This is a genomic window from Cupriavidus sp. GA3-3 (assembly GCF_000389805.1).
In the GTDB taxonomy this organism is placed as follows: domain Bacteria; phylum Pseudomonadota; class Gammaproteobacteria; order Burkholderiales; family Burkholderiaceae; genus Cupriavidus; species Cupriavidus necator_D.
This window is the reverse complement of record NZ_KB944504.1, coordinates 291528-316853: the sequence shown is the minus strand read 5'-3', so window position 1 is coordinate 316853 and position 25326 is coordinate 291528. Positions and strand designations below refer to the sequence as shown.

Below are 25326 nucleotides of genomic sequence, written 5' to 3'. Positions count from 1 at the left end.
CAAACACAGGAGAACTAGACATCATGGCCGGCATCGGACACATCGATACCCCCGGAAGCGACGCTTCGGGCCAGGAGTTCCTGGTCTTCACGCTGGGGTCGGAGGAATACGGCATCGACATCCTCAAGGTGCAGGAGATCCGCAGCTACGAGACCGTGACTCGCATCTCCAGCGCGCCGGACTTCATCAAGGGCGTGACCAACCTGCGCGGCGTGATCGTGCCGATCGTCGACCTGCGCCTGAAGTTCCGCCTGGGCAACGTGCGCTACGACCACCAGACCGTGGTCATCATCCTGAACGTGGCCGGCCGCGTGGTCGGCATCGTGGTCGATGGCGTGTCCGATGTGCTGACGCTGACCGGCGATGCGATCAAGCCCGCGCCGGAGTTCGGCGTGTCGATCTCGACCGAGCACCTGACCGGGCTGGGCACCATCGACGGCCGCATGCTGGTGCTGATCGATATCGAACGCCTGATGACCAGCGCCGAGATGGCGCTGGTCGAGGCCGAGCTGGCCTGACCCTGCGCACGCACCACTGAAGCAAATCCCATGACGCCGTTCCGCACCGCCGCCAGCGTTCCCGGCCAGACCGGGTCGGTCCTTGCGCCGGGCGCCATCCTGCGGCGCGACGACGCGCGCGACTTCCTGCTGACCGAACGCGATTTCGAGAAAATCCGCGCACTGATCCACCGGCGCGCGGGCATCTCGCTGGGCAGCCACAAGCGCGAGATGGTCTACAGCCGGCTGGTGCGCCGGCTGCGCACGCTGCAGCTGTCGGACTTCGCCTCGTACCTGGCGCTGCTGGACGCTGACGACCGCTCTTCGGAGTGGGAGTTCTTCACCAATGCGCTGACCACCAACCTGACCTCGTTCTTCCGCGAGGCCCATCACTTCCCGCTGCTGGCCGAGCACGCCAAAAAGACCGGCCGCCCCTACAGCGTCTGGTGCTCGGCCGCGTCCACCGGCGAAGAGCCGTACTCGATCGCCATCACGCTGGCGGAGGCGCTGGGCGACCGCGCCGGCACTGTGCTGGCCACTGACATCGACACCCAGGTGCTGGCCAAGGCCCGCGGCGGCGTGTATTCCGCGGAGCAGGTCGCGCGGCTGTCGCCGGAACGGCTCAAGCGCTTCTTCCTGAAGGGCACCGGGCCGCGCACCGGTTCGGTCAAGGTCAAGCCGGAACTGGCCGCCACCATCGCGTTCGAGCCGCTGAACCTGCTCGCACCCGACTGGGGCATGCGCGAGCAGTTCGATGCCATCTTCTGCCGCAACGTGATGATCTACTTCGACAAGCCGACCCAGGGACGCATCCTGGAGCGCTTCGTGCCGCTGCTCAAACCGCACGGGCTGCTCTTTGCCGGCCACTCGGAGAACTTCTCTTATGTCACGCGCGCCTTCCAGCTGCGTGGGCAGACCGTATATGAACTGGCGCCGGACGCGGCCAGGGCGGGAAGGCCGTGATGCGCACGCCCCATCTGCCCGAAGCGCTTGCCACGCGCACGTATTTCGACCGCGAGTTCGGCAAGCAGGCCATCAAGCTGTTGCCCAACGAGTACTACGTGACCCGCGAGGACGTGGTGCTGACCACCGTGCTGGGCTCGTGCGTGGCGGCCTGCATCCGCGACGAGAGCGCCGGCGTGGGCGGCATGAACCACTTCATGCTGCCCGATGACGACGGCAGCGCCGACCGCATGCTGTCGGCGTCGATGCGCTACGGCAGCTATGCGCTGGAAGTGCTGATCAACGAACTGCTCAAGATGGGCGCGCGCCGCGAGCGGCTGGAGGCCAAGGTCTTCGGCGGCGGGGCGGTGCTGGCCAATATGACCACGCTGAATATCGGCGAGCGGAACGCGGATTTCGTCCTGCGCTACCTGAAGACCGAGGAGATCCGCGTTGCGGCGCAGGACCTGCGCGGCCCGCATGCGCGCCGTGTCAGCTACTTCCCGGTCGGCGGGCTGGCGCTGGTGCGCCGCCTGACGCGGCAGGACGACCAGGTTTCGGTGGCGCGCGACGAGCGCGCACTGGCCCGCGCCATTGCCACCTCGGCGCGGGCGCCGGCGCAATCGCCTGAATTGTTTGCGCGGCAGTCTTTCTCGCGCCAGCTTGCCTGAAACCAATACAAGCACGATCAATCATGACAGCCGCCAAGATCAAGGTGCTCTGCGTGGACGATTCCGCGCTGATCCGCAGCCTGATGACGGAGATCATCAACAGCCAGCCCGACATGGAAGTGGTGGGCACCGCGCCCGACCCGCTGGTGGCGCGCGACCTGATCAAGCGCCTGAACCCGGATGTGCTGACGCTGGACGTCGAAATGCCGCGCATGGACGGCCTGGACTTCCTGGAACGCCTGATGCGGCTGCGGCCGATGCCGGTACTGATGGTGTCGTCGCTGACCGAGCGCGGTTCCGAGATCACCATGCGCGCGCTGGAGCTGGGCGCCGTGGACTTTGTCACCAAGCCCAAGCTGGGCATCCGCGACGGGCTGCTGGAATACACCCACACCATCGCCGACAAGCTGCGCGCCGCGTCGCGCGCCCGCGTGCGCGCGGCCGCGCAACCGGCCGCGCCGACGGCGGCCGGCACCGAGCCCGTGCCGATGCTGCGCAGCCCGCTGCTGTCGACCGAAAAGCTGATCATCCTGGGCGCCTCCACCGGCGGCACCGAGGCCATCAAGGAATTCCTGATGCCGCTGCCGCCCGACAGCCCGGCGGTCATGATCGTCCAGCATATGCCGGCCGGCTTTACGCGCTCGTTCGCGCAGCGGCTGGATGGCCTGTGCCGCATCACCGTCAAGGAAGCCGTGCACGGCGAGCGCGTGCTGCCCGGCCATGCGTATATCGCGCCGGGCGATTCGCACCTGCTGCTCGCGCGCAGCGGCGCCAACTATGTCGCGCACCTGTCGCAGGAAGCGCCGGTGAATCGCCACCGCCCGTCGGTCGACGTGCTGTTCGATTCGGCCGCGCAGCATGGCGGCAAGAACGTGATCGGCGTGATCCTGACCGGCATGGGCCGCGACGGCGCGCGCGGCATGCTGCGCATGCGCGAGGCCGGTGCCTATAACCTGGCCCAGGACGAGCACACATGCATTGTGTTTGGCATGCCGAAGGAGGCGATCGCCACCGGCGGCGTGCATGAAGTCGTGCCCTTGCCGGCGATGACCCAGCGCGTGATGGCACGCCTGGCCACATACGGCACGCGCGCGCAACGCGTCTAGTCGAGCCGGCAAGCCGAAACAACAAAGCCGGACCAACAAGTCATCACTGCATTTACCTGGAGCCCTCAAAGTGGACAAGAACATCAAGATCCTGGTCGTGGACGATTTCCCGACCATGCGCCGGATCATCCGCAACCTGCTCAAGGAGCTGGGTTTCGTCAACGTCGAAGAAGCCGAGGACGGCGCCGCCGGCCTGGAAAAGGCCAAGGACGGCAGCTTCCAGTTCGTGATCTCGGACTGGAACATGCCCAACATGGACGGGCTGTCGATGCTGCAAGCCATCCGCGCCGACGCCAGCATCGGCAAGATCCCGGTGCTGATGGTCACCGCCGAGGCCAAGAAGGAAAACATCATCGCCGCGGCCCAGGCGGGCGCCAACGGCTACGTGGTCAAGCCCTTCACGGCCGCCACGCTGGACGAGAAGATCACCAAGATCTTCGAGAAACTCGGCGGCTGAGGCGGAGGCGCGTTTGTCATGACCCCGACCCTGAGCAACGATTCCGCCGAACAACTGATCCTGCGCATCGGCAACCTGACGCGCATGCTGCGCGACAACATGCGCGAGCTTGGCCTGGATAAGGAGATCGAGCGCGCCGCGCAGGCCATTCCCGATGCGCGCGACCGCCTGAACTACATCGCCGCGATGACCGAGCAGGCCGCCGAGCGCACGCTGAACGCGGTCGAACTGGCGCAACCGATCCAGTCCGACATCGAACAGCAGGCCGAGACGCTGGATAAGCGCTGGGCCGCCTGGTTTGAAAAGCCGGTGGAACTGGCCGACGCCCGCTCGCTGGTACTGGACACCCGCGCCTTCCTGTCCGAGGTGCCCGGCCAGGCCCGCGCCACCAACAGCCACCTGCTCGACATCATGATGGCGCAGGACTTCCAGGACCTGACCGGCCAGGTCATCAAGAAGATGATGGACATGATCCGCACGCTGGAGCAGGAGTTGCTGCAGGTGCTGATCGACAACGTGCCGTCAGAACGGCGGGTGGAAGTGCAGGCGCCGTCGACGCTGATGAATGGGCCGCAGGTGAATCCGGAAGGGAAGCCGGATGTGGTGTCGGACCAGGCGCAGGTGGATGATTTGTTGGCGAGTTTGGGGTTTTGAAGTTTGAATAGCCTGCGGCATTTCGCGGTGCCACGTGTTTTCTCCCCTCTCCCGCTTGCGGGAGAGGGGCGGGGGAGAGGGCCGGCGCATCCACGAAGTCAACCGCATCAACACTTGCGGACCGCTTCATCCCGGCAATCCGGCGATGAACGCTTTTTTAAGAGTTTGCCCATACTCGGGCTTGCTGCGCCTCTTCATACTGGGTTCGTCGCTGCGTCGTGGCGACCGGGTTTAGCAGCCCGAATGGATTAGTGCCGAACGACCGCCGTCAGGCGGTATCCTTACGTTCGCCGTGCCTGAGCACGCCCCTTCAATGGGCGGGCGCAGGCAGGGGAGCCTCCGGGCTCGCCGGCTCCTAATCCCCGGTCTGCTAACCCTGCCTTGCGCCCGCCCACCCCAATCATCACGTGGGGAGCGGGACTGAACCTGTATGGATAGGGGGCATTCCCATGCTTCAGTTCTTACTTGCCCATTCTGGGCGATTGGCACTCTCCAGTACGTTCACAATGCAGCAGCGCGCGCGGGACGCGAATGCGGAGGTGCGTTATGTATAGCCATAGTCATCACGGTATTACAGCAGAACACAATGGTGTCGACATGCTCGTGACCGCCCATAGTCCGGGAGAGAATCCGCTGAGTCTTGCGGTGCAACGTGCGGCGCAGCTTCATGGGCTTTTGCTTGTGGCTAGCGAGCATGGTGCCTCGAGTCTGGATGCGGTGGATCTGGAGCAGGGGACGTGGGAGAGCTTGCTTTCCCTCGCGGCCTGGCTGGCGCATGAGACGCAGGTGTTGAGTGAGCTAGCTGTGCTGCAGGGGCAGGCGTTGCAGGTTGAGTGACGTCGGGCGGAGCGCGCAGCCGTGCAATCGGCTGCCGCCCCAGCCTGGGAGCATGGGCGATTTGGCCTTGGGACTGAGGGTCGCAGAACGACCCTAAGCAGGCCTTGGGTTGTTGGAAAAGCAGACGTTCACCGTGGAAGTCAGCTGCACGCGTCGCCGCGCAGTTGCTTGTCCGCGTCGAACGGCCTATTAGGCCGTATCCCCGGTATTTTCTGCTTTTCCATCTGCCGCCTCTAAGTCATCGTTGATCTTTACCTCTTGGCCCTCATCCGTGTAAATCGAGATGACGTGTTCAGGAAGGAAGACGATTTGATCTCCCGCGTGGAGGTGATCTTGTTCGTCTGAGCATGCCGGAACGTTGTCTAAGTTCCCTATGTAATAGGGCCCGGCCCGCCGTTCAACAATCACCCACATCCGCTCGCTACTAACGTTACCGAGTTCCTCGCTAGGCGGTACCGCAATATCAAACTGGAGTTTGACAATGTCGCCCTTCTGGAGCCCACGGCGCTCCTTCTCGTCTGGAATCTCGAATGTCTGCGGCCATCGGTGATGACTAGCAACTCCACTCCTCAAGTGCCATCCATCAATCTCCATCACGGGAAGGCGAAGGGTTTCGAGCTCCGCCTGCTCGGACGCCTCCATCTCTGCCGCCTCAGCAACGCCGGCGTCCAAGAAGGTAGGCTTTGTTCCAATCGGAGGCTGTTTGTATTCAGGTTGTCCAAATACAGCCCTGAGGAGAGTCTCCGTCGCCTTGTCCATGTCTACGCCGTCTCGCAGATCAATGGCATATATGCCCAAGAACTGACCAGGAACCGAGCACTCGGGGCCGGGCGCGAATTCTCCGTCTCGCACCAGCGGAATGAACTGCTCCCGCGGCTTACCTCCCACGATATTACCGGTAATGATCTGCTGCTCGTAGCCAACACCACCCTCCCGTGCCAAGGCTTTTCGGCAATAAGCTTTTGTGCAGATGACGAGAACGAAATCGGAAACGTGGACCTCAGCCTCCATGAATTGCGTCAAGCTTTGCCCGGGCCCGATGTGCCATTGGTCGAGCCGCACGTTGACTCCATTCCTGGTCAAACGCTCCGCGAAGCTACGTACCCAATCTTTGTGCGCGTCGCTCTCCCATGAGTACGAGATGAAGACGCGGGGTGGTGAGGTTGTCTTTGACATTGTGTGGTTCAACTTTGCAGGGGGATGGCTGTCATTTGCTGCTTCGCTCAATGACAGCCAGATTGTGCCCATGGCTCTGCAGGTCGTCATACGCCTGGCTGTTTCGAAACAATTATCCCCTAGGATCGCTTCTGGCCGGTCTTGGACGACGGCTCGTCGCGAAACAGCGACCGCGGCAGACCGGCGGCGCCGCATGCCACTCGTTTCGTCAAAAGTGGTAGGTGATCGCTCCTTCGGCGTCGCTGATAGCGCGGTTGGCGATGAGCTTTGTGATGATGGACTCCACCTCGCGCTCGGCGATCGCGTGCGCTTTGAACATGGCCTGAATGTGCTTGGCGAGTGTCGCCCTGCGTCGCGGCCGGGCTGCCTTCTGCGAGCGAGCCAAGATTTGGCGCGTGAGCTCGGCGTTTGGCTTGGCGCCGCCCTTTTTGCCGCCGCCCGGCTGGGGCGGGGCGGCCTTCTTGGTGGGCGGTTTTGCCGGGGCCACCTTGGCTGCCTTCGACGGCATGGGGGCCGTGGGCTTGGCGCTCGTGCTCGTCGTTGGGGCGGCCGCCGGAGCTGCTGGCGACGCAGCAGGCTGGCCGGCAGCGCCGAACTCCTCGGAGAGCGAGGCGACGCGCCGCGCAGGAATCCCCAGCTCTGCGCCGAGCCAGGCGAGCAGTGGGTCGAACCCCTTGTCGCGGGACAGCACTAGCACGGGCCCCTTCTCGCCTTTCTCCACCATGCGGCCGATTTCGAAGGCTATGTGGAAATCCAGGGCGTTGGGCCCAACCCCGCTTGAGCGAACCCACCGTGCGCGCTCGCCAAGCGTTTGCAGCCCCATGGCCACTTCAATCGGGACTTTCCTCTGGACTTCGCCGGCGAACACCACCAGACGGGAGCCAGCGAGCCGGGAGAAGTCAATGACCTGGACGCTCTCAAAGTCGACCAGCACCACGGCGCCGGCGCCCATCATTAGTCCTCCCATTGCGTCTCGAAGCCCCTCTTTGAGGCCGCCTCCGCAAGGGTGGCGCGCCAGCCAATCCTTTCCCGCAAGACCCCCATGGCTCATGCTCCCGATGATGTTCTTGGTTTCGGCGTCCATTCTACCCAACGCCGCGGGGCCTTTATCTTGGCTCTTCGTCGATTTGCGGGTGAGGGATCGTCACAGAACGACCCGTTGCAGATAATCGTTCGACTGCACCGAGCGCCCGCTTTTGCGGCGAACAGCGGTCATAGATACTACGGCTTAGCGTACTGCTGAAGTCGGCGAAGGCCTCGATTGTTGGTTCATTTCAGCTCTAATTGCGTTCCATAGGCAGTTTGAGCCTATGCCTACTGCCCGTGCCGTACCATGCCTGCGTACCGAGACGGTTCGACATTGGCAAGAATAGCGGTTCTTGGGGCAAGATACTCCTTCTTTTTTGCTGACCTATGCAAGTGCCTGCGTGCTCAGTCAATCTGCGGCACCGCGATTTTTTTGCATCTAGAATCGCCCCACTTCGGGTCATAACTTTGACGAGAGAGATGACATGGCTGAGTACAGCCAACCTACGAAAATCCGCGCGCGCTCACTAGCACTATCACATGCCGTCGAATTGCTAACGACGCGCCGCGAACACGCCGCGGTCGTTCCAAAGGACTATGTGGCTCGCGTCAAGAAAACATTAAGCGAGCGAAAAGAAACGTTCGACTCGTATGCCGCGGCCAATGCCGACGAGCATTTCATCAGCGACTGGGAGGCGTTCTGGTTTAGTAAGGTGGGATCTAAAGTTCCGTCAGACCTGACCGTTGCCTACTTGGCGGGCCCCGAGCCTCTTAATGACTTCCGTGAGCTCGTCAAGCTCGGCGTTCACCCCCACAACATCTTTGGGTTCGAATCGGAGACGAAGGAGTTCAATCGAGCGTTGGCGAACGCCAAGTCCTCGGAGTTCCCGCTGCTCAAGATCATCAAGATGCCGCTGGACCGATACCTGCAGGCCGTTCCGATGTCGTTCGACATCATCTACTTTGATGCCTGTGGCCCATTCCCGAGTCCGAACCAGCGCACTCTGCGCACAGTCGCGACCATTTTCAGATATCAGCGCCTCAATCCGCTCTCCGTATTAATCACGAATTTCGCAGGACCCGACCAAACCAATACCACATTGACTCACGCCTTCGCCGACTTGGTGAGCTGCTACCTTTATCCCCGCGCGTTCCAAGAGTCGGAAGATCCCGATTGGAATATGGAAGACGGCCCCGTGGCACAAGGTCTCGTGCCCAAGGAGCCGGGCGGCGGCGATTCATTCTACGACATCGTCTTGAAGGATCTGCCTCGCTTCTACGGTAACTTCATCACCCGCCAACTGTTTGACCTGGGATCTTTTATCGTGCCGCTGGCGCGGCTCGCCTCGGGCGGTAGCACCAGTCTGTGGAACACCTTCTTCGCGAAGAGCGCAGAGGAACTCGCCAAGCTGGCAATTGATCGCAAAACGTTCGATGTCGATGGCAACGGTGGCGACTACATCGTCGATCCCGATATGAACGCGATGGGCTGGACATTTAGCGCCTTGCTTGATCCCAACGACACGGAGGACTACCCAACAATCGATCCGCGGTCGCGTGCGCTGCTGCAGACTTGGGCTCGTGAGTTGGGTGGCTCGCCCGAAGTAAAGGCGCGCGAAGCTATCGACGCCTACCTCCTGCTCAAGAACTTGCGGGAAGCGGATTGGCTTAGGCCGACGATGCAGGAGCTTCTTATCGGCTATCGCTACCTGCAGAACATGCATATGTTCTGTGATGTGCCTACGCACGAACTTGCACTGTTCCCTGTGGCGGCCCAATTTTCCTATCCGTATCACTACAACGTACAGGAAACCCAGCGCTATCGCTACGTCGCAGAAGGGAAGTCTACGGACATGTATCTGGACGTCATCCCATTCGATACCTGTCGGTACCTCTACGACTGGCTACCGTCTACGGAACTGGTGTCCGAGTCTTTCGATCTCGTCGGCCATCAACTCGTGTATCGCTTTGCGCTCGATGCCCTGCTCAAGCACTCGATTCGATACAACAACGAGTATGTCTTCGGCGGACATGTCGTCGGAGTCAACGAAGAGGGCTATTCCGAGCATCTACTGAAACCGAGACAAGTAATCCTCTAACCAGTCGTGACCCCTCGGCTCCCGACCATTGCGGCAGAAGTCGAGGGTTGGTCTGTCGGTTTCCCTGCCGTTTTGCTCATTCGCAGCTTCGATACGTCCGCTCTAAGCGACCAGACGCAGACGCATTAGCGATCAATGGCTATTCGTGGCCGGTAAGAGTCGGCCGCCCGTCGGATGCATTATTGGATCGACTCGTCGACCGGTTCAAAGGACGCGTATCCCTTTGCAACCAACGGTGCTTCCCCAAGAGGCAAGTTCTCAGTTCTTCGAAGAGGGCCGCAGTGCTCTACAGTCCTGAGAGAAGGAAATCTACGCCGGGGAGCCGACAAGGAAACCTCCGCACGTCGGGATTCGAAAGGGCTTTGACGCCCCCCACGAAGGAAGGGGATTGACCAAAATGTTTGACGATGCTCTCCATTCTATGGCTCTATTCGCTAAGATCCGTCATCGGGGTCCTGCGGCGGATGCGTTCGCCTTCGAAACGCCCGAACGTGACCGAGGTCAATTTTTCAGAATGGTTCTGCATCCTTAGGGATGCAACGCTTGTGCAACGTATTATGTGGCGAAATTTCGGCGCCACAAGCGCGAAGTTGCAGGGGTCATCAAAAGAATGAGTATGGAGGGGGTATACGGCGACAAGCCGCAACGTTTGCTCACGCAACTCTTTCCGATTGCCGGGGCGCCACCTGGAAGCAGTTTCTGCGCTGGATTCGAACTGGAGCAGTGGCGGTGCGACGCGCTCGCAGACCACTTGATGGATTGGATCGCAGACTACGCGCTTGCCGAGGACGAACTGGCTGTCCGGCACACCAACATGTATGTACGGCTCAAGGAGGCAGCGGCACGAGTCTACTCCAGTGATAAGTATCGCAAGCGGGGAGAAGTCGGGGAGATCATTCAGCATGCTATCTGTCGCGACTTCTTCGATACGATTCCTTTCGCGCCGCGCGTCTTTTACTTAACGGCATCCAACGATGTCGTCAAATCGTTCGACATGGTCCATGTACGCTATGTCGACAAGACGAATATTGAGCTTTGGCTCGGTGAAGCGAAGTTCTATAGCTCTGGGGCGGAAGCGGTAGCATCCGCAATCGAATCGATCAGAGCGCACATCGATGCCGGCTTTCTTCGGAACGAGAAGCTCCTGCTTGGACCGCAAGTCTCCAAGACCATTCCGAGGCACGAAGAAATTCGCCGACTCTTGTCCCGGCAGACGTCACTCGATGAGCTGTTCAGCGCGGCGGTTTTCCCGGTATGTATCGCGTGCGATAGCGAAGCGGTCGCCATGCGCGACAGCCAAAAGGCGCAGTATTCGGTGGACGTGCAGGAGGAGATGGAGGTCCTGCTCAGCAAGCTGCGCGCGTCCGGCCTAACCCAACACATCCGAATCGTTTTGATCTACGTGCCGCTAGGTTCCAAAGAGCTCCTGGCGGACGCCTTTGATGCGCGGCTGAAGGGGTTGGCACGATGACAATCGCGAGGCAAGATTGGAATGCGTTAGGCGCAATGCAGGGCGGTGCTTTGAAGAAGGCAGTCTTCCAGGTCATGCGTGACGCCGCACTGGCGATCAATGAGTCTGGCGAGGACGATCCAGCGCTGCTGGAGGTTGTGCCCCGGTTGGCCAACCTTATGGCGACCAGACAAGAGCTTGAGTCCTTTCGCGAAGTCTTTAGTTCACTGGCCCGCGCGACGGGCTTGTGGAACTACATTGACAAAAGCACCGCAGACGGACCAGAAGCGCTCATCGCAGAAGCGGTGACAGTTCCCGAGCTGGATAACGTCACCTTGCATCGTGAGCAAGTCGCAGCCCTCAACGGCTTGCTTTCCGGACAGAATCTGATCCTCAGTGCGCCAACTAGCTTTGGAAAGAGTCTTCTGGTGGATGCGCTGCTCGCCACGCGAAAGTATCGACGCATCGCCATCGTCTTACCGACCATCGCGTTGCTGGACGAATTTCGCCGCCGTATTAAAAGGCGGTTTGGAGACGGTTTCCACGTCGTGATGCATCCGAGCGATCAGTCGACCGACGCGCCCACGATTTTCCTGGGGACGCAGGAACGTCTCATCAATAGAGCTGACCTGGGGAAGCTCGATCTAACCGTGGTCGACGAGTTCTACAAGCTCGATCCCGCTCGTCGCGATGAGCGCAGCGTCATGCTGAACGCCGCTGTCCACAAGCTGCTCGGTCGTTCCCGCCAGTTCTTCTTCCTGGGCCCCAATATTGACGGCGTGAAAGTATCGGGGGATGGCCGCTGGAACTTTAGGTTCTTTCGTACGCGTTTTTCCACCGTCGCGGTTGATACCTTCGATTTGCACCATGTCGAAGACAAGCGAGGGCGGCTTCTTGAGGAACTCGCAGAGGATGAGCATTGGCCCGCGCTCGTGTTCGTGTCGTCGCCTGATAAGGCGAATCGGCTTGCGGTGGAGGCGGCACAGGCGATGGCGGTATCCGACGAGAGCGCCGCATTTGCATCGTGGCTGGCCGACAATGTCGGCACCAGATGGCCTTTGGTCGAAGCCGTGAAGTATGGATTCGCGGTTCACCACGGGAGGCTGCCGCGAGCGATTGCTGCGCAAATGGTGCGACTTTTCAATACGCGAGCGCTTCCCGTCTTGTTCTGTACCTCAACCCTGATTGAGGGCGTTAACACCGCCGCGAAGACCGTATTCATTTTCGACAAGGCGATTAACAGGGCGCGATACGATTTCTTCACGTACTCGAACATCAAGGGTCGGGCGGGACGTCTTGGGCAACATCACGTTGGAAAAGTGTTTCTCTTCAACAAGCCTCCCGAGCAAATCGAAACAGAGGTTGCTCCAACGCTTTTTGCTGATGAGGACGATGCGCCGGATGATTACGTCGTGTATCTCGACGAGCCCAAGAGGGCTGATGTCGTGGACAATCGCGTCGGCGCTCTTGGGAATGCGCTGGGCCTGAGTCCTGTTGAACTTCGCCTTGCCGCGTCGATTGGGCTGGATGATGCCGCCATACTGAAAGAAATGGTTGAGAGATCGCTACGACAGGGACGCAGCCTAGTTTGGCACGGAGTTCCGAAGTACCAGGATCTCGTCGCGCTCACAACGGTAATTGGATCGGTGCGCAAGCCGTCAAGCTTTGGGTTGCGAAAGATGACACAGTTGCCGCTTTTCATCTCCCGCCTCCGCGCTATCAAATCCATGCGCGATTTCCTGCGCTGGTACGACGAGAGCTATCAGGGCGATCTGGAACAGTACGACAATGTGTTCAAATTCCTACGCACATGCGAGTACGGACTGCCTCAGATCGTTGCGGTCATCGAACTCTTCGCCAAGAAGCTGCGTCCGGAGGTTGACTACAGCGTCCTCATCCAAGGCTTGAGTCGATGGTTCAAGCCTGAGGAGCTCAAGGATCTCGACGAAGAGGGCATACCGATCCAGATCGCGGAGCGCTTCTATACTCACGGTGATACCCGCCAACACGTAATCCATCGACTGACCCAGGCGGTCAGACAGTCAAACTCCGCAATCACTGCTTTCGAGCGGCAATGGCTGATTGGGGCGCTTGAACTAACGGTCTCGTCTCGGCCGTAACACCATGCGGCGAGAGTGCGCGAGTCTCAGCCCCGAAACTGATTAGCGCGAGGCTTCAGTCGTTGGCTCCGAAACGCTAGGCTGCTTCTGGCCGGTATCGGTCTGGATGCCGCTGCGCGAGCCCGAAAAATCTGCATGGAAAGTGAGATTATGGAACAGATCACGATCGGAAATAAGGCGCTCACCTTAACCAAAGCAGTCAAGGAGCCGCAATTTAGCAAGAAGACGGTCCTCACTCTGGACCCGTTCGACTATGTCGACCTTTGGCTTCGCCGGGAGCACAAGGACGAAGCGCTGCACTATTGGCGCCAAGCGAGAAACTTTCATCGTGCAGCGGGCGGATTGCCGATCGAATCCGCCCCGCTCGTACTCTATTACTGTTTCATGAATGCCGCAAAAGCTCTACTTTCCGCTAAAGGTGTCGCATTCAATCCATACCACGGCGTCGGTCCGCACCTTATGCGCGGCCCGAATAGCAGAATCATGCTTAGCAACGAGGGGATTGCGATTAAGCAGCAGGGCATTGTACCGGCTCTGATTTCCTATTTCGGTGAGACCGAGCCCTCCCCGCATCACAGCTTGGAGGACGTACTTTATAATTTAGTATGCGTCCATAGGACCTATTGTCTAAGTTATGCAAACAAAAGGGAGCGATTTATACCTCTGAGAACTGCTGCCTTTCTCCGTGATCCCGCATCAGGTGGAGTGCGGCTTAAGGCAGAATTCGTCGACAACATTGATTGGACGTATTATCGGAAGCGCCTCCCTGTTGAAGTAGTAGCTCTCCCTGGAAGTACGCCGGCTATTCAGTCGGTCGCCTCGATAACTTGGGCGACGGCGAACTCGCCTACAATTGCTGAACTGGATGCACTTTGTCAGCTGAACGCTTCGCTGCGTAGGGTGTTTCATTATATCAATGGCCCTCACACGCTCTGGTATCTAAAGTCGGCCGGCGCGTATGAAATCAACCGAATGCCAACCACTCTGATACTCTCGGCGATGCACCGGCTTAGTGAGATCTGCCGCTATAAGCCATCTCAGTTGCAGTCTTATCTCGACGGACAAAAGAACTGGTTACTCAGCGAGTTTGTCGCGATGGCGCCGGCCCAGTTCCTTGACGAGATAGCAAGTGAGATGACTGGTCACCAAATCATGATCCCGAATGTCCGCTTGCCAAACTAAGTACAGAATGCAGATTTACATAGCATGTGGGCTTACTCATGTTCCCCGAGATATTTTCCCTCAATACACAACCTATCTTCACGCGCTCGCCGAGCAACTACGGACAATGGATGCCATTGAGAAGGTGCGATACGCCTTAGTTGATAGCGATCCGCAACTAGCATTCAAGCCTGAAGCGGATCAAGCAAACCTATGCTACGACTGGGACCGTCGCATGGTCGAAGAGGCCGATTTGGTCGTTGCCGATGCAAGCTTTCCTTCAACAGGCTTAGGGATTGAGCTTCAGATTGCTGAGAGCTCAGGCATTCCCGTGATCATGCTGGTTGGCGATCTCGGTATCAACCGAGTGAAGGGGGCGCGATACCAAAATCCAGACCACGAATACCATGATCTGCAGATTGGCAAGGGAATCGTGTCACTCATGGCATTGGGTCTGCCCGCAATACGCAAAACCATCTCCTACAAGACTTTCTCTGAAGCAATCCAAGGCGCAGTCGCAGCTGTACGCTTATATTGCTGACCCGCGGGTGCCGCTCGCGCCGCCTAGAATCGTATTGATCACGGCATGAGACGCGGAAATCGACGCCGATAGTCCTTTTCCGATCCAATAACTGTCGTTCATTCGACCGAATTTCGATGACCGTTACAGCCGAATTGCGTGCCTAGCTTGTCCGTCAGCTTCCGGAGTGATACAGCGGTTTCAACGGCGGGCTTTCCGGCTCTCTGAACGGCAGCACTTGGCTGCGGATTCAACCGGTCGATGCAACACACTAAAGGCTTTGCGAGCCTGAGGGGTGCTGCAAATGAAACAAAGACGGTGGATCTACTACACCGAGACTCAAAAAGGACTGATGTGGGAGTGGTGGCGCAAGAGCGACACGCTTGCGCAGATTGCCCGACTGTTCGATCGCTACCACTCCTCCATACAAGTGATTCTCGCCAAGACTGGCGGAATACAGCCAGCGCAACGACACCGCTTCAGGCTGGCCTTGACGCTTGCCGAACGAGAGGAGATCTCGCGCGCAGTAGTCGCCGGCCACTCCATTCGCAAGCCAAGCTCAATGCCATCGCCAGGCGGCTTAACGAACGACCGCGCAAGACACTAAACTTCGATACACCGGCTGAACGGTTCCATCAAGCTGTTGCGTTGACCGGTTGAATCTGCGGCCGGCATGCGACGACTGCAATCTTAGAGCTTCCATCCGTACCCGCCCGAGATCAGCGGTTTTCGGCCAAGCGTAAATCGCCGATTGACGGAAGCCGGTGCGAGCGATTTTCGAGTTGGTAACCTGGATCGACGATACGCGCGTACAGCCGTTAGGCCCGCGCGGCTGGGACAGCGGTTCGCCGCGATGGTGCATGGTGGCGGGCGACATGGGAGATTGGACAAATGCGCGGCCCTTCCATTCCTTGATCGGCAGGCGTTCTTACACTGCGCGCGCGTAGTGGCTGGGTGGCTGCCCGACATGCCTGGTGAATGCCACGCTGAACGCACTGGTCGAGCCGTAGCCGATGCGTTCGGCTATCTCCGAAACGGACAATTCATCTCGACGCAGGAGTTCCTTCGCGATTTCCATACGCCACGAGAGCAGGTACTCCATCGGCGCGACCCCGACTGTCCGCGTGAATCGCTCAAAGAAGCTGGATCGCGATAATGCAGCGATCTTGGCAAGTTGGGCAACCGACCAGCTCCGGTCAATATGCGCATGCATCTGCTTCAACGCGGCCGCCAATCGCTCATCGCCCAATCCACGGAGCAGGCCTGGTGGGGCGCTTCCCGACGTGGTTGAACGCATGGCCTCGACGAGCAGCATTTCGACCAGCCGGGAGCGCATGAACTCATTGCCTGGTTTTTCATCCGCGGACTCTTCACCCACCATCTGCACTAGCTGCGACAGCCGCGTCGAACCTTGCACGTGCACCACTTTCGGCAGCATCGACACCAGCAGACCCGGATCGGCGCAGTCGAACAAGAACGAACCACCCAATGAGCGCATGTCGGGTTGGCCTGTCTGCTCGCCATACCGCAATTCGCCCCGCCCCTCCCGCACTTGGTTGGGGTCCATGTAGGCCGGGGGCGCTGGGGTGAAGCTGGATATCGTAAAGCCCGGCGTGGTGGGAAGCAGCACGAAATCTCCGGCGCTGAGCGTCGTCGGCTCGTGTCCATCCACGGCCAGCCGACAACTGCCTTCCAGCATGATGCAGAAGCTGGGCTTGCCGAACTCGGAGTAGCGCACCGCCCAATTGCCCTTGCCGCTGATCAGGTTGGCGAACACGGCCTGCGGATGCAGCAGTCGGACGATTTCGGAGAGAGGGTCACTCATTTGGACGTTCGCTAAAAGAAAGCGGATTTTTTTATATCGACGATCCGCCTAGCGTTACCTATCGTTCCCTCTGAGTCAATCACCCACCTCGGAGCACGAAATGAAGACTGTACTGATCACTGGCTCTTCGTCCGGCTATGGCCTGGAAACCGCCCGTCACTTCCTCGCAAACGGCTGGAAGGTCATCGCTACCATGCGGACCCCCCGGTCGGACCTGCTTCCAGCCTCGGAGAACCTGCGCGTCTTGCCGCTGGATGTCACGCAGACCGAGAGCATCGACCGGGCCTTGGAGGCCGCTGGCCCCATCGATGTACTGGTGAACAATGCCGGCATCGGCCTGTTCGGTGCATTTGAAGCCACCCCCATGTCCACGGTGCGGGAGATCTTCGAGACCAACACGTTCGGCGTCATGGCGATGTGCCAGGCGGTGATCCCACAGTTCCGCGAACGCCGAGCCGGCACGATCGTCAATGTCACGTCCAGCGCGACGCTGGCCCCGTTCCCGTTGGTGGCCGTCTACACGGCCAGCAAGACCGCCATCGAAGGCTTCACGGCATCGCTGGAGCATGAACTCAAGGTGCTGGGCGTGCGGGTCAAGCTGGTCGAGCCCGGCTACGGACCTTCCACGAGCTTCACCGCCAATGGCCAGCAGCGCATGCAGGGCCTGATCACGAAGCCTTACGAGCCCGTCGCCCATGAAGTGTTCGCGGGATTCAGCCAGCTCTCCGCAGTGACGGCTGCGACGGATGTCGCCGAAGGCGTCTGGGACGCCGCCAACGACACCTCTGACCGGCTGCATTTCCCGGCGGGTGCCGACGCCGTTGCACTGGCGCGCGCTGGCTGACGGCAAGCGTCGCCGCGACTCGCCCACTCACGACGATCTTCTCATGATCACGCGAGAAGGGCGATGTGCTCTACCAATCGACGCCCGCAACTACCGTGCCGAGTTGGCGGCGCGCGCGGAGGCCGAACTGGCGCGCGTGCGCACCCAGGTCGAACTGAACCGCAGCGAGACCGAGCGCCTCACAGGGCCGCATTGTCCAAGTTTGCCGAACCCTGCGTACAACCCGTGACGGCTGCCCAATCGGTATCTGCCGTCCTAAGCTGTTGCACAGGAGCGGCTATGCGCTGTTTCTACATGCCTATTTCAAACTGGAGAGGACAATGTCAATGTTGAAGGGATTTCATCACCTGACCGCCGGCGTGAGGCACGCGCAGGAGGATGTGGACTTCTACGTCAAGCTGCTCGGGCAGAGCCTCGTGAAGAAGACCGTGCTGCTCGACGGAGAGGATCCCATCTACCATCTCTACTACGGCAACGCGAATGGCGATCCGGGAACCTTGGTGACGTCGTTCCCGTTCCGCCAGCGAGGGGTCATGGCGCGTCAGGGATCGGGCCAGGTGCGGGTCATCAACTACTCGGTCCCCACGGGTTCGCTCGAGTTCTGGCGCAGCCGCTTCGATGCCATGGACGTGCCGTATGACAGCGAGATCATCGAGCGCTTCGGAGAGCGCCGCCAGCGCTTCCAACATCCGTGTGGCATCGAGTTCGATCTTGTCGAAACGGATCTCGACCCGCGTCCGGCATGCGTGGCCAGCGATATTCCCGAAGTCCATGCCATCCGCGGCGTGCACAGCATCACGCTGTCGCTGCGGGATGTCGCCGAATCGATCCGCTTCATGAGCGAAGCGATCGGCTTCCGGAACGTAGGCCAGGAGGGACCCTACCACCGCTTCGAGACGTACACCGGCGGCCCCGGCACGGTCGTCGAGTTCCTGCATGAGCCGGACCGGCACCAAGGCTCGTCGATCTACGGCGAAGGCACGGTCCACCATGTCGCCTTCGCGGTGGACAACGTGGAACAGCAGGCGATCCTGAAGGAGAAACTGTTTGCCCTGGGGTACATCGATACGTCCGAATCGGTGCACCGCAACTACTTCCGCTCGATGTACTTCAAGATGCCCGGCGGCGTCATGTTTGAGGCGACGACCACCGACATCGGCTTCGCGATCGATGAAGCGCCCGGCCATTTTGGCGAGGAGTTCCAGCTCCCGCCCTGGCTGGCGGATCGCAAGGACGAACTGCTGGGCCGGCTCGAGCCCATCTCTGCATGACGTTGCCGGGGATCACCATGCATAAACCGAAAGTACTGATTGTTTTCTACTCACGGAACAGCTCCACCGAGATGCTGGCCAAGGCTGTCGCCGAGGGGGCCCTCGAGGCTGGCGCTGAAATCCGCATGCGGCGTGTGCGGGAGGTCGTCGGCCCCGACGTCATGCGGCAGGCGCCGGGCTGGCTCGAGAACGCCACGGAGATGAATGCGAAATACGAGGCGCCGACCGAAGCCGATGCCGAGTGGGCTGATGCCATCGTGTTCGGCACGCCGACGCGGTTCGGGTCGATCTCGGCCGAACTCAAGGCGTATATCGATGGGCTTGGCGGCCTCTGGTTCGCCGGAAAGCTGAACGGCAAGGTGGGCTCTGTCTTCGGCTCGACGTCCTCGCGCCACGGCGGCAATGAAGCCACGCTGCTGGCGACCTACGCGCCCATGGCTCACCTGGGCCTGATCATCGTGCCGCTGGGCTATGCCGACGCGGCGATGTTCAAGGCCGGCACCCCATACGGCGCGACTCACGTCTCGCAGCGTGACGCCGTGAAGCCCGACGACGATCACCTGGCGGTTGCCCGGTTCCAGGGCCGCAGGGTGACGACCATCGCCCGTGCCTTGCACGTCCAGCCGCAGCCCGTGGAAGCCTGATAGCAAAAATGGGCGGAGACTCGCAGTTTCCGCCCGAGGCTGCTGACAAAGTCAAAAATGCGAGTGTTGCCGCCCCTCTCCCATTGATGGGAGAGGGGCGGGGGAGACGGCGAGAGCCTCCACGGAGTGAGGCGTCATGATGCTTGCCACGCGCCGCTCCTCTCCCCCGGCCCCTCTCCCGCGCGCGGGAGAGGGGAGCAAGCCGGCGGCAGGGGCGCAATTTCCATGACCGTCTTGAGCGTGTCACTCCGCAGCCCGGCCGCTTCCCTGTCCGCGGGCGTGCGGGCACACCGCAGGCGGGTCGCCGATGAAGCCGCGCGCAGACCAGAGTTCCGGGAACGGGATCTCGTTCATGGTTGGCAGCAGCCAGGCAATGCCCTCGGTGCCGAAGTACGCCGGCCGGGCGCCGAACGTCCGGCGCGTTGCCATCAGGTGCAGGTGCTTCCACGCGGAGAATCCCTCCGCGATATCGGCCAGCGTCTCGCCGAGCTGCTGCAGTTCGCGGTGCTGGTCCGGGTCGGCGTAGACCTCGCGCCAGACGTTCTCGACCGCCTTGTCCGGTGCGTAGGGCACACTGAAATCGCGGTCGAGTACCACCGCTGGCACGGCGAAGCCCTTGCGGCTCAGGTGGGCGAGCACGTCGTCATAGAGGCTCGGCTCTGCCAGCGCCTTGCTGAGTTGTTCCCAGCGCCGGGGTTGCGGCAGGAAGTGCTGCAGGTGCTCCCCCTGCTTGATGCCGAACAGGTAGACCATCTGCCGGTACGTCCAGCCCTGGAGGGCGGTGTCCTTGCCGTACTTCGGGCCAACGCAGGACAGGATGGCCAGCAGGTCGGCCGGCGTCATCCACGCGATGGAGCGCCATGTGGCATTGAGCGGCTCGTGGTGGGCGACGACGCGCCGCAGCGTCCGGCAGGCCCCGGCCAGGTCATCGGCACGCAATTGCGCCTGCGCGGCCTGTATTTCCTTGATGATCAGCATCCAGTACAGCTCGGACACCTGCGCCGATACGATCCAGGCGTGCTCGCCGGGATGATCGCTGACCGGTTGCTGCAGCGAGTGGAGCACGTCTGTCTGTAACCAGTCGCTGTACGGCGTGCGTCCGGCTGGCGTTTCTGCCGCAGTGGGGGATGGGGGCTTGACGGTATCGTTCACTTTGGTCTCCTCGTGGTGGTGGGGTCAGGCAATTTCTGTGGGACGGCGAATTACCACAGGCTCTCCAATAGCGCATCCAGCTTCGTGCCGGCATCCTTGCCAAGGTCACCGACTTCGGAGGGATAGTTCTGCTTGAGCAGGGCAGCCATCTCGGGAAGCCTCGCCCGATCGAAATCGAGGTCGCTGAGCCGGCTCGGCAATTCCAGTGCGTCCACGGCTGCCTCGATGCGGTCAGCGAGGAATGCGGCGGGCGTGCGGCCGCCACGGTTCGCGGAGAAAATCTCGAGCTTTCGGCCATAGGCATAGGCGCAGGCGCGGATGACGGGCGCCAGCGCGATGCACGATGTCACGCTGTGCGGTACCCCGAACGTCCCGCCGAGGATATGTCCGATGCGGTGGCTCAGGCCGTAAATGACCGAAGCAGGATAGAAGTAGCACTGCCACGCGGCGAGCTGAAGCTGCAACAGGTCGTCGGTCGACACATGGCCGCCTGCGATGGCCTCGCGCGTTTCCAGCTTGCGCGGCCACTTCTCCAGCACGGCAAGGAAGCGCTCCACGCCCCTGGCGGCCAGGATGGCGTGAGGATGGTCCACGTCGACCCGGCGCATGCCTTCCACTGCATGGTCGATTCCCTTGATGGCCGAACTCAGCAGCAGCGTACGTGGTGTGTCGACAATCATCTGGGAATCGAGCACCACCAGCCTGGGTGTCGTCTCGCGCACGGCATAGCTGCGCTTGAACTTCTGGGGGCCGTCCGTTTCCGTCACCCCGAAGTAGTGGGAAAACTCCGAACCCGACAGGGTCGTCGGAATCGCGGCAATGGGCAGGTAGCGGCCTGTCTGCTCGAAATGCTGCCAGGAGACTGCCTTGGCCGCGTCGAGTACCGAGCCGCCGCCGAGGGCGATGATCGAGCCGGCCTTGGCTTCGATGCATGCACGCAGTCCGTCGCGCACGGCAAAATCGGGCACATGCGGCGGCAGGCCGTTGAAAGTCCCCACGCCGTCGCCGATGGCAGGCTGCAGGTGCTCGCGATTCAATGCATCGAGGAATTCCACCGTGAACGTCATCGGACGGCGGATGCCGTACTTCTCCATGGAGGCAGCGACGGTTTTCAGCACGTCGTGTCCCCAGACAATCTCTTCCTGCGGCAAGCATTTCAGCTGGTTCATTCCATCTCCACCATGATCTTGTATGCGATCGGGGCTCCGATCCCGAGTAGGAAGATAGGCGAATCGGGTTCGCGCGTGCGCGCGGGATTGGGGAACGGAGCGTCCAGGAATCTGGACGCCGCACCTTTGCGGGCGGGGCGCCTGTCGTTCGTGGTTTCCGAACGAAGCTTTCAAGTATTGCCGGCTTCTCAAGGCGGGGGAGGTGTCTATGATCTTTTCCACCGTAGCGATCCCCACCACTAGAACGGAGACATGAAGATGGAGGCAATCCAGATCACAGAAGCGCTGATTCGCGGACGCCATAGCAAGCGCGGCTTCCTTGACCAGCCGGTGCCGATCGAGACTGTCAGGAACATCCTGTCAGTCGCGAAATACGCGCCGAGTTCGAGCAACACGCAGCCCTGGCGCTGCTATGTGCTGACCGGAAAGGCGCGCGAGAAGATCACGGAAGCCGCGGTCGAGGCGTATCGCGCCACGCCTGAGGGACTGGTGCCCGATTACCCGTTCTTTCCACAAGAATTGCCGGCGCCATTCTCGTCGCGCTTCAACACGTTTCGCGGCATGCTGGGCGATGCGCAGGGCGTGCACAGGAGCGATATCGCCGGGCGCCGGCGCGACGTCGAACGGCAGTTCCGGTTCTTCGATGCGCCCGTGGGGCTGATCTTCACCATGGACCGGCGCCTGGAATGGGCCAGCTTCATCTGCTATGGCTGTTTTCTCCAGAATCTCATGCTGGCCGCGCGCGCCCGGGGGCTGGACACCTGCCCGCAGCAGATCTGGTCGCTGCAATCGGCGGTGCTTCGTGAAGGCCTCGCCATTCCCGACGGGGACATGATCGTGGCCGGCATGTCACTCGGCTATGCAGACAACAACATTCCGGAGAACAACATGGAGCTCGGCAAGCTGGAACTCGACGAGTTCGTCTCGTTCGTCGACCGCTGACACGAGGAACCGTTCAGTTCGTCGCGATGTCGCTGTGTGCGATTCGGTGGCGAACCACGCACAGATGGCTGTGGCCGGGCTACAGCAATGGCGGTCCTTGGGGCGCCCAACAGTGCACTGCGCGCAACCGTTGCAGTACCATGCGATGGAAAGCACACGCCATTGGCCCGACCCAACCGCTACCAAGGCAGCCAGATGCTGGACCTCAAAGACGTTTTCTACTTCGTGCAAGTGGTCGACCGCGGTGGCTTTACGTCTGCCGGCAACAGTCTGGCGCTGCCGAAGTCCACGTTAAGTCACAGGGTCAAGGAGCTGGAGGCTTCGCTTGGCGTTCGCCTGATCAATCGGACCTCGCGCCAGTTTTCCCTGACCGACGTAGGCGCGGAGTTCTACCAGTACGCTGTCGCCTTGCTGCAGAGCGCCGACGTCGCGGAACAGGCGATGCGCCAGAGGCTCGCGGAACCCAGCGGGATCATTCGCTTGACGGTAGCGGTCGAGCTTGCGCAGTTTGCGCTGCGCCAGGTCCTGCCGACGTTCCTGAGCAGCCATCCCAAGGTCAGCATCGTGGAAATCGCCACGGACAGACTCGTCGACGTTGTCGGCGAGGGCTTCGACCTGGCGCTGCGCGGACATACCTCGGCACTGCAGGATTCCAACCTGGTCCAACGGCCCATTGTCAGGGCACCATGGTACTTGTTTGCGGGTGCCGACTACCTCGAACGGATGCCACGCCTGGAGGAACCGGAGCAACTTGCATCCCATGCCATCGTCTCGATGGTGCGCAAAGGGCCGCTGCAGTGGCAACTGCGCGGCCCCGACGACAGGCTCGTCACCATCCCGATCGATCCAAGATTCCAGAGCAACAGCATGATGTCCCTGAAAGAGGCAGCCTGCGCCAACGTTGGCGTGGCAGCCCTGCCCGGGTATATCTGCCGGCCCGAGCTGCAGGCCGGCGTGCTGCGGCAAGTACTGCCGGGCTGGATCGCCGCGGATGCGCGCATCTCCGCGCTCATCCCCTATCGGACCGGACTGCTTCCCGCGGTGCGGTCGCTGGTCGATTTCCTCGCCGTAGAGCTGCCCAAGGTCACCGCGTTCGACGGCCGCTGACCCGGCACTACCTCCTCTATCTCCAATGCCACGCGGGCCACGCCCGGTGTGTCCCGCCGGGCGTTCCATATTCATGGACGCTGCGTTCGGCGCCAGCCGGCTTCCAAGGCCGAGCCGATCAACTATCGTTTCCAACCAGGGATAAGCCAACCACGTCACCCTGGAGTGGAATACATGAATCAGCTGAACTGCCTGCCACAAGACACGATCTTCTCTGGCCACGACATACTTCCGACGGCTGTCGCGTCGCTCGACCAGCACGGCATCCGGCGCCCATCCCGAACGACGGCCCCGCATTCCATGGGCTTGCGCAACGCGCTGGATGCCCTTGCCACGCGGCAGATCACCGCGACGGCATTGACGGAGCAGGCACTCGAACGCGCGGAAGCCAGCAAGCGGCTGCTCAATGCATTCTCGGCGATCGATTGGGACCGTGCCCTGAAGGCGGCCGCGGAAAGCGATCGCCGCTATGGCGAACGCCGGCCGCGGCCACTGGAAGGACTGCCGATTGCGGTCAAGGATCTGATCGACACCAAGGGCATGGAGACCCGCTACGGTTCCGCAGCCTATCTCGGTCATGTGCCATCCGCCGATGCGGACATCGTGAAAACTCTGGTGGAGCGCGGCGCGATCATCATCGGCAAGACCACGACCCACGAATTCGCGTGGGGCGTGACCACCGCCAGCGCCAGGTTTGGCGATACGCTGAATCCGCTGGACCATGCGCGCATACCCGGGGGATCCAGTGGTGGCGCCGCGGCGGCGATTGCGCACGGTGCCATCATGGCGGGCGTGGGCACGGATACCGGCGGCTCGGTCCGGATTCCCGCCGCGCTGTGCGGCGTCGTCGGATACAAGCCCACGCTCGGCACGCTATCCACGCGCGGCGTGTTCCCCCTGGCGCCCACTTGCGACCACGTTGGCCTGCTCGGCGAGCAGGTCGATGACGTGCTGTTGCTTGCCGATGCCATTGATATCAAGGTTCCCGAGAGCGATGCGTGGCTGTCGGCACGGCTGGGCGTCATTCGTGACATCGCACCTGTTCCACTCAGTCCGGAAATTGCGGTGGCATTCGATGGCGCGATGAAGCGGCTGGCGCACGTCTTTTCCTGTGTGAACATCAGCACGTCCGGCCTGTTCGATGCGGTATTCGGTGCCTTCGCGAGCATCGTCCTGATCGAAGGCGGCATCGAGCATTTCCGCCGCAACGACTGGGACCGCATCTCGACGCACTACAACCCGGAAACCGTCGACCGGCTGAAACGCGCCGAAACCATGGACCTGCGCGCCTACGCGGCGGCCCAGCAGGCCAGGCGAGATTTCACGGCAAGGCTGCACGAGGTGATGTCGACGGTTGACTATCTCGTGCTGCCGACATGCCCGTGCACCGCACCGCATCTCGATGCTGGCTCGGTCAGCATCGGCGCCTGGACCGGCACAGTCCGGGAGGCGCTGATGACCTATACGGCACCGTTCAATGTCGCGGGATTTCCTGCCATTTCGATTCCCCTGGCGACCGGCGAGCGCAGCCTTCCCGCTGCCTTGCAGATTGTCGCGAAGCCCGGCGACGACGGTGCGCTGCTGCAGATTGCACAGCAGATGGAGCTGATGCTGCGAGCGGACACCGCCCAAAAGAGTTGGTAGACGTCAACCCCA

General features: G+C 61.1%; 24 protein-coding genes and 2 pseudogenes. 21 read left to right on the top strand and 5 right to left on the bottom strand.

Annotated elements, in window-relative coordinates; all coding sequences use genetic code 11:
* Positions 1-23 precede the first annotated feature (23 nt).
* The 7 genes from C265_RS29960 to C265_RS29930 all read left to right on the top strand — a co-directional run bounded on the left by C265_RS29960 (position 24) and on the right by C265_RS29930 (position 5164).
* Positions 24-518: a chemotaxis protein CheW gene (locus tag C265_RS29960; protein ID WP_010812708.1), complete on the top strand. Its 495-nt coding sequence runs from the start codon at positions 24-26 to the stop codon at positions 516-518.
* Positions 519-548: 30 nt separating this feature from the next.
* A complete protein-coding gene (locus C265_RS29955) occupies positions 549-1460 on the top strand; it encodes a CheR family methyltransferase (protein WP_010812707.1) in 912 nt (303 codons plus the stop codon).
* The gene (gene cheD / locus C265_RS29950) at positions 1460-2110 is read left to right on the top strand and encodes a chemoreceptor glutamine deamidase CheD (protein ID WP_010812706.1); all 651 of its coding nucleotides are present in this window, start codon (positions 1460-1462) and stop codon (positions 2108-2110) included. The genes C265_RS29955 and cheD overlap by 1 nt, the downstream gene beginning before the upstream one ends.
* A gap of 23 nt (positions 2111-2133) precedes the next feature.
* A complete protein-coding gene (locus tag C265_RS29945) occupies positions 2134-3216 on the top strand; it encodes a chemotaxis response regulator protein-glutamate methylesterase (RefSeq protein ID WP_010812705.1) in 1083 nt (360 codons plus the stop codon).
* A 70-nt stretch (positions 3217-3286) separates the two neighbouring features.
* Complete coding sequence (cheY, locus tag C265_RS29940) at positions 3287-3673, top strand: chemotaxis response regulator CheY (RefSeq protein ID WP_010812704.1); 387 nt, start codon at positions 3287-3289, stop codon at positions 3671-3673.
* A gap of 18 nt (positions 3674-3691) precedes the next feature.
* The gene (cheZ, locus tag C265_RS29935; RefSeq protein WP_010812703.1) at positions 3692-4327 is read left to right on the top strand and encodes a protein phosphatase CheZ; all 636 of its coding nucleotides are present in this window, start codon (positions 3692-3694) and stop codon (positions 4325-4327) included.
* Positions 4328-4873: 546 nt separating this feature from the next.
* A complete protein-coding gene (locus tag C265_RS29930; RefSeq protein ID WP_037025671.1) occupies positions 4874-5164 on the top strand; it encodes a hypothetical protein in 291 nt (96 codons plus the stop codon).
* Between the two features lie 189 nt (positions 5165-5353).
* Here C265_RS29930 and C265_RS31130 read toward each other — a convergent pair whose 3' ends face one another.
* Entirely contained in the window at positions 5354-6340 is a 987-nt protein-coding gene (locus C265_RS31130; protein WP_168163333.1) for a toll/interleukin-1 receptor domain-containing protein, read from the bottom strand.
* A gap of 208 nt (positions 6341-6548) precedes the next feature.
* Positions 6549-7424 (bottom strand): PIN domain-containing protein, encoded by an 876-nt coding sequence (locus tag C265_RS29915; protein ID WP_246840267.1) that lies wholly within the window; start codon positions 7422-7424, stop codon positions 6549-6551.
* Between the two features lie 427 nt (positions 7425-7851).
* Between C265_RS29915 and C265_RS29910 the strand changes: the two genes are divergently transcribed.
* The 7 genes and pseudogenes from C265_RS29910 to C265_RS33260 form a co-directional block, all read left to right on the top strand.
* Positions 7852-9465 (top strand): hypothetical protein, encoded by a 1614-nt coding sequence (locus tag C265_RS29910; protein WP_010812699.1) that lies wholly within the window; start codon positions 7852-7854, stop codon positions 9463-9465.
* A gap of 616 nt (positions 9466-10081) precedes the next feature.
* On the top strand, positions 10082-10936 hold the full coding sequence (locus tag C265_RS29905) for a DUF1837 domain-containing protein (RefSeq protein WP_010812698.1): 855 nt from the start codon (positions 10082-10084) through the stop codon (positions 10934-10936).
* Positions 10933-13035 carry a DEAD/DEAH box helicase gene (locus tag C265_RS29900; RefSeq protein ID WP_081645174.1) on the top strand — a complete coding sequence of 701 codons (2103 nt, stop codon included), beginning with the start codon at positions 10933-10935 and terminating at the stop codon, positions 13033-13035. Before C265_RS29905 ends, C265_RS29900 begins: the two co-directional genes overlap by 4 nt.
* A gap of 150 nt (positions 13036-13185) precedes the next feature.
* On the top strand, positions 13186-14217 hold the full coding sequence (locus C265_RS31975) for a YaaC family protein (RefSeq protein ID WP_037025667.1): 1032 nt from the start codon (positions 13186-13188) through the stop codon (positions 14215-14217).
* Between the two features lie 106 nt (positions 14218-14323).
* Positions 14324-14737 carry a hypothetical protein gene (locus C265_RS32440; RefSeq protein WP_144062278.1) on the top strand — a complete coding sequence of 138 codons (414 nt, stop codon included), beginning with the start codon at positions 14324-14326 and terminating at the stop codon, positions 14735-14737.
* Positions 14738-15020: 283 nt separating this feature from the next.
* A pseudogene (locus tag C265_RS31970) lies at positions 15021-15266 on the top strand (IS30 family transposase); the annotation flags it as partial.
* A pseudogene (locus C265_RS33260) lies at positions 15260-15376 on the top strand (IS30 family transposase); the annotation flags it as partial. The pseudogenes C265_RS31970 and C265_RS33260, both read left to right, overlap by 7 nt.
* A gap of 268 nt (positions 15377-15644) precedes the next feature.
* On the opposite strand, the gene C265_RS29890 reads toward C265_RS33260, so the two are convergent.
* Positions 15645-16541 (bottom strand): AraC family transcriptional regulator, encoded by an 897-nt coding sequence (locus C265_RS29890; RefSeq protein ID WP_010812695.1) that lies wholly within the window; start codon positions 16539-16541, stop codon positions 15645-15647.
* A 100-nt stretch (positions 16542-16641) separates the two neighbouring features.
* Here C265_RS29890 and C265_RS29885 point away from each other — a divergent pair, with 100 nt between their 5' ends.
* From C265_RS29885 to wrbA, 4 genes are all read left to right on the top strand, one after another.
* The gene (locus C265_RS29885; RefSeq protein ID WP_010812694.1) at positions 16642-17385 is read left to right on the top strand and encodes an SDR family oxidoreductase; all 744 of its coding nucleotides are present in this window, start codon (positions 16642-16644) and stop codon (positions 17383-17385) included.
* 43 nt (positions 17386-17428) lie between these two features.
* Positions 17429-17614 (top strand): hypothetical protein, encoded by a 186-nt coding sequence (locus C265_RS32435; RefSeq protein ID WP_144062277.1) that lies wholly within the window; start codon positions 17429-17431, stop codon positions 17612-17614.
* A gap of 91 nt (positions 17615-17705) precedes the next feature.
* Positions 17706-18656: a ring-cleaving dioxygenase gene (locus C265_RS29880; protein WP_037025665.1), complete on the top strand. Its 951-nt coding sequence runs from the start codon at positions 17706-17708 to the stop codon at positions 18654-18656.
* A 17-nt stretch (positions 18657-18673) separates the two neighbouring features.
* Positions 18674-19300 (top strand): NAD(P)H:quinone oxidoreductase, encoded by a 627-nt coding sequence (gene wrbA, locus C265_RS29875; protein ID WP_037025737.1) that lies wholly within the window; start codon positions 18674-18676, stop codon positions 19298-19300.
* 243 nt (positions 19301-19543) lie between these two features.
* On the opposite strand, the gene C265_RS29870 is transcribed toward wrbA, so the two are convergent.
* Positions 19544-20452 carry a tryptophan 2,3-dioxygenase gene (locus tag C265_RS29870; RefSeq protein ID WP_037025663.1) on the bottom strand — a complete coding sequence of 303 codons (909 nt, stop codon included), beginning with the start codon at positions 20450-20452 and terminating at the stop codon, positions 19544-19546.
* Positions 20453-20502: 50 nt separating this feature from the next.
* Positions 20503-21621: an iron-containing alcohol dehydrogenase gene (locus tag C265_RS29865; protein ID WP_010812690.1), complete on the bottom strand. Its 1119-nt coding sequence runs from the start codon at positions 21619-21621 to the stop codon at positions 20503-20505.
* 258 nt (positions 21622-21879) lie between these two features.
* On the opposite strand from C265_RS29865, the gene C265_RS29860 reads away from it, so the two are divergent.
* The 3 genes from C265_RS29860 (at position 21880) to C265_RS29850 (ending at position 25314) form a co-directional block, all read left to right on the top strand.
* Complete coding sequence (locus C265_RS29860) at positions 21880-22563, top strand: nitroreductase (RefSeq protein WP_010812689.1); 684 nt, start codon at positions 21880-21882, stop codon at positions 22561-22563.
* 195 nt (positions 22564-22758) lie between these two features.
* Positions 22759-23670, top strand: coding sequence for a LysR substrate-binding domain-containing protein (locus tag C265_RS29855; protein WP_037025735.1), 912 nt, complete (start codon positions 22759-22761; stop codon positions 23668-23670).
* Between the two features lie 174 nt (positions 23671-23844).
* On the top strand, positions 23845-25314 hold the full coding sequence (locus C265_RS29850; RefSeq protein ID WP_010812687.1) for an amidase: 1470 nt from the start codon (positions 23845-23847) through the stop codon (positions 25312-25314).
* The last annotated feature ends 12 nt before the right edge of the window (positions 25315-25326 follow it).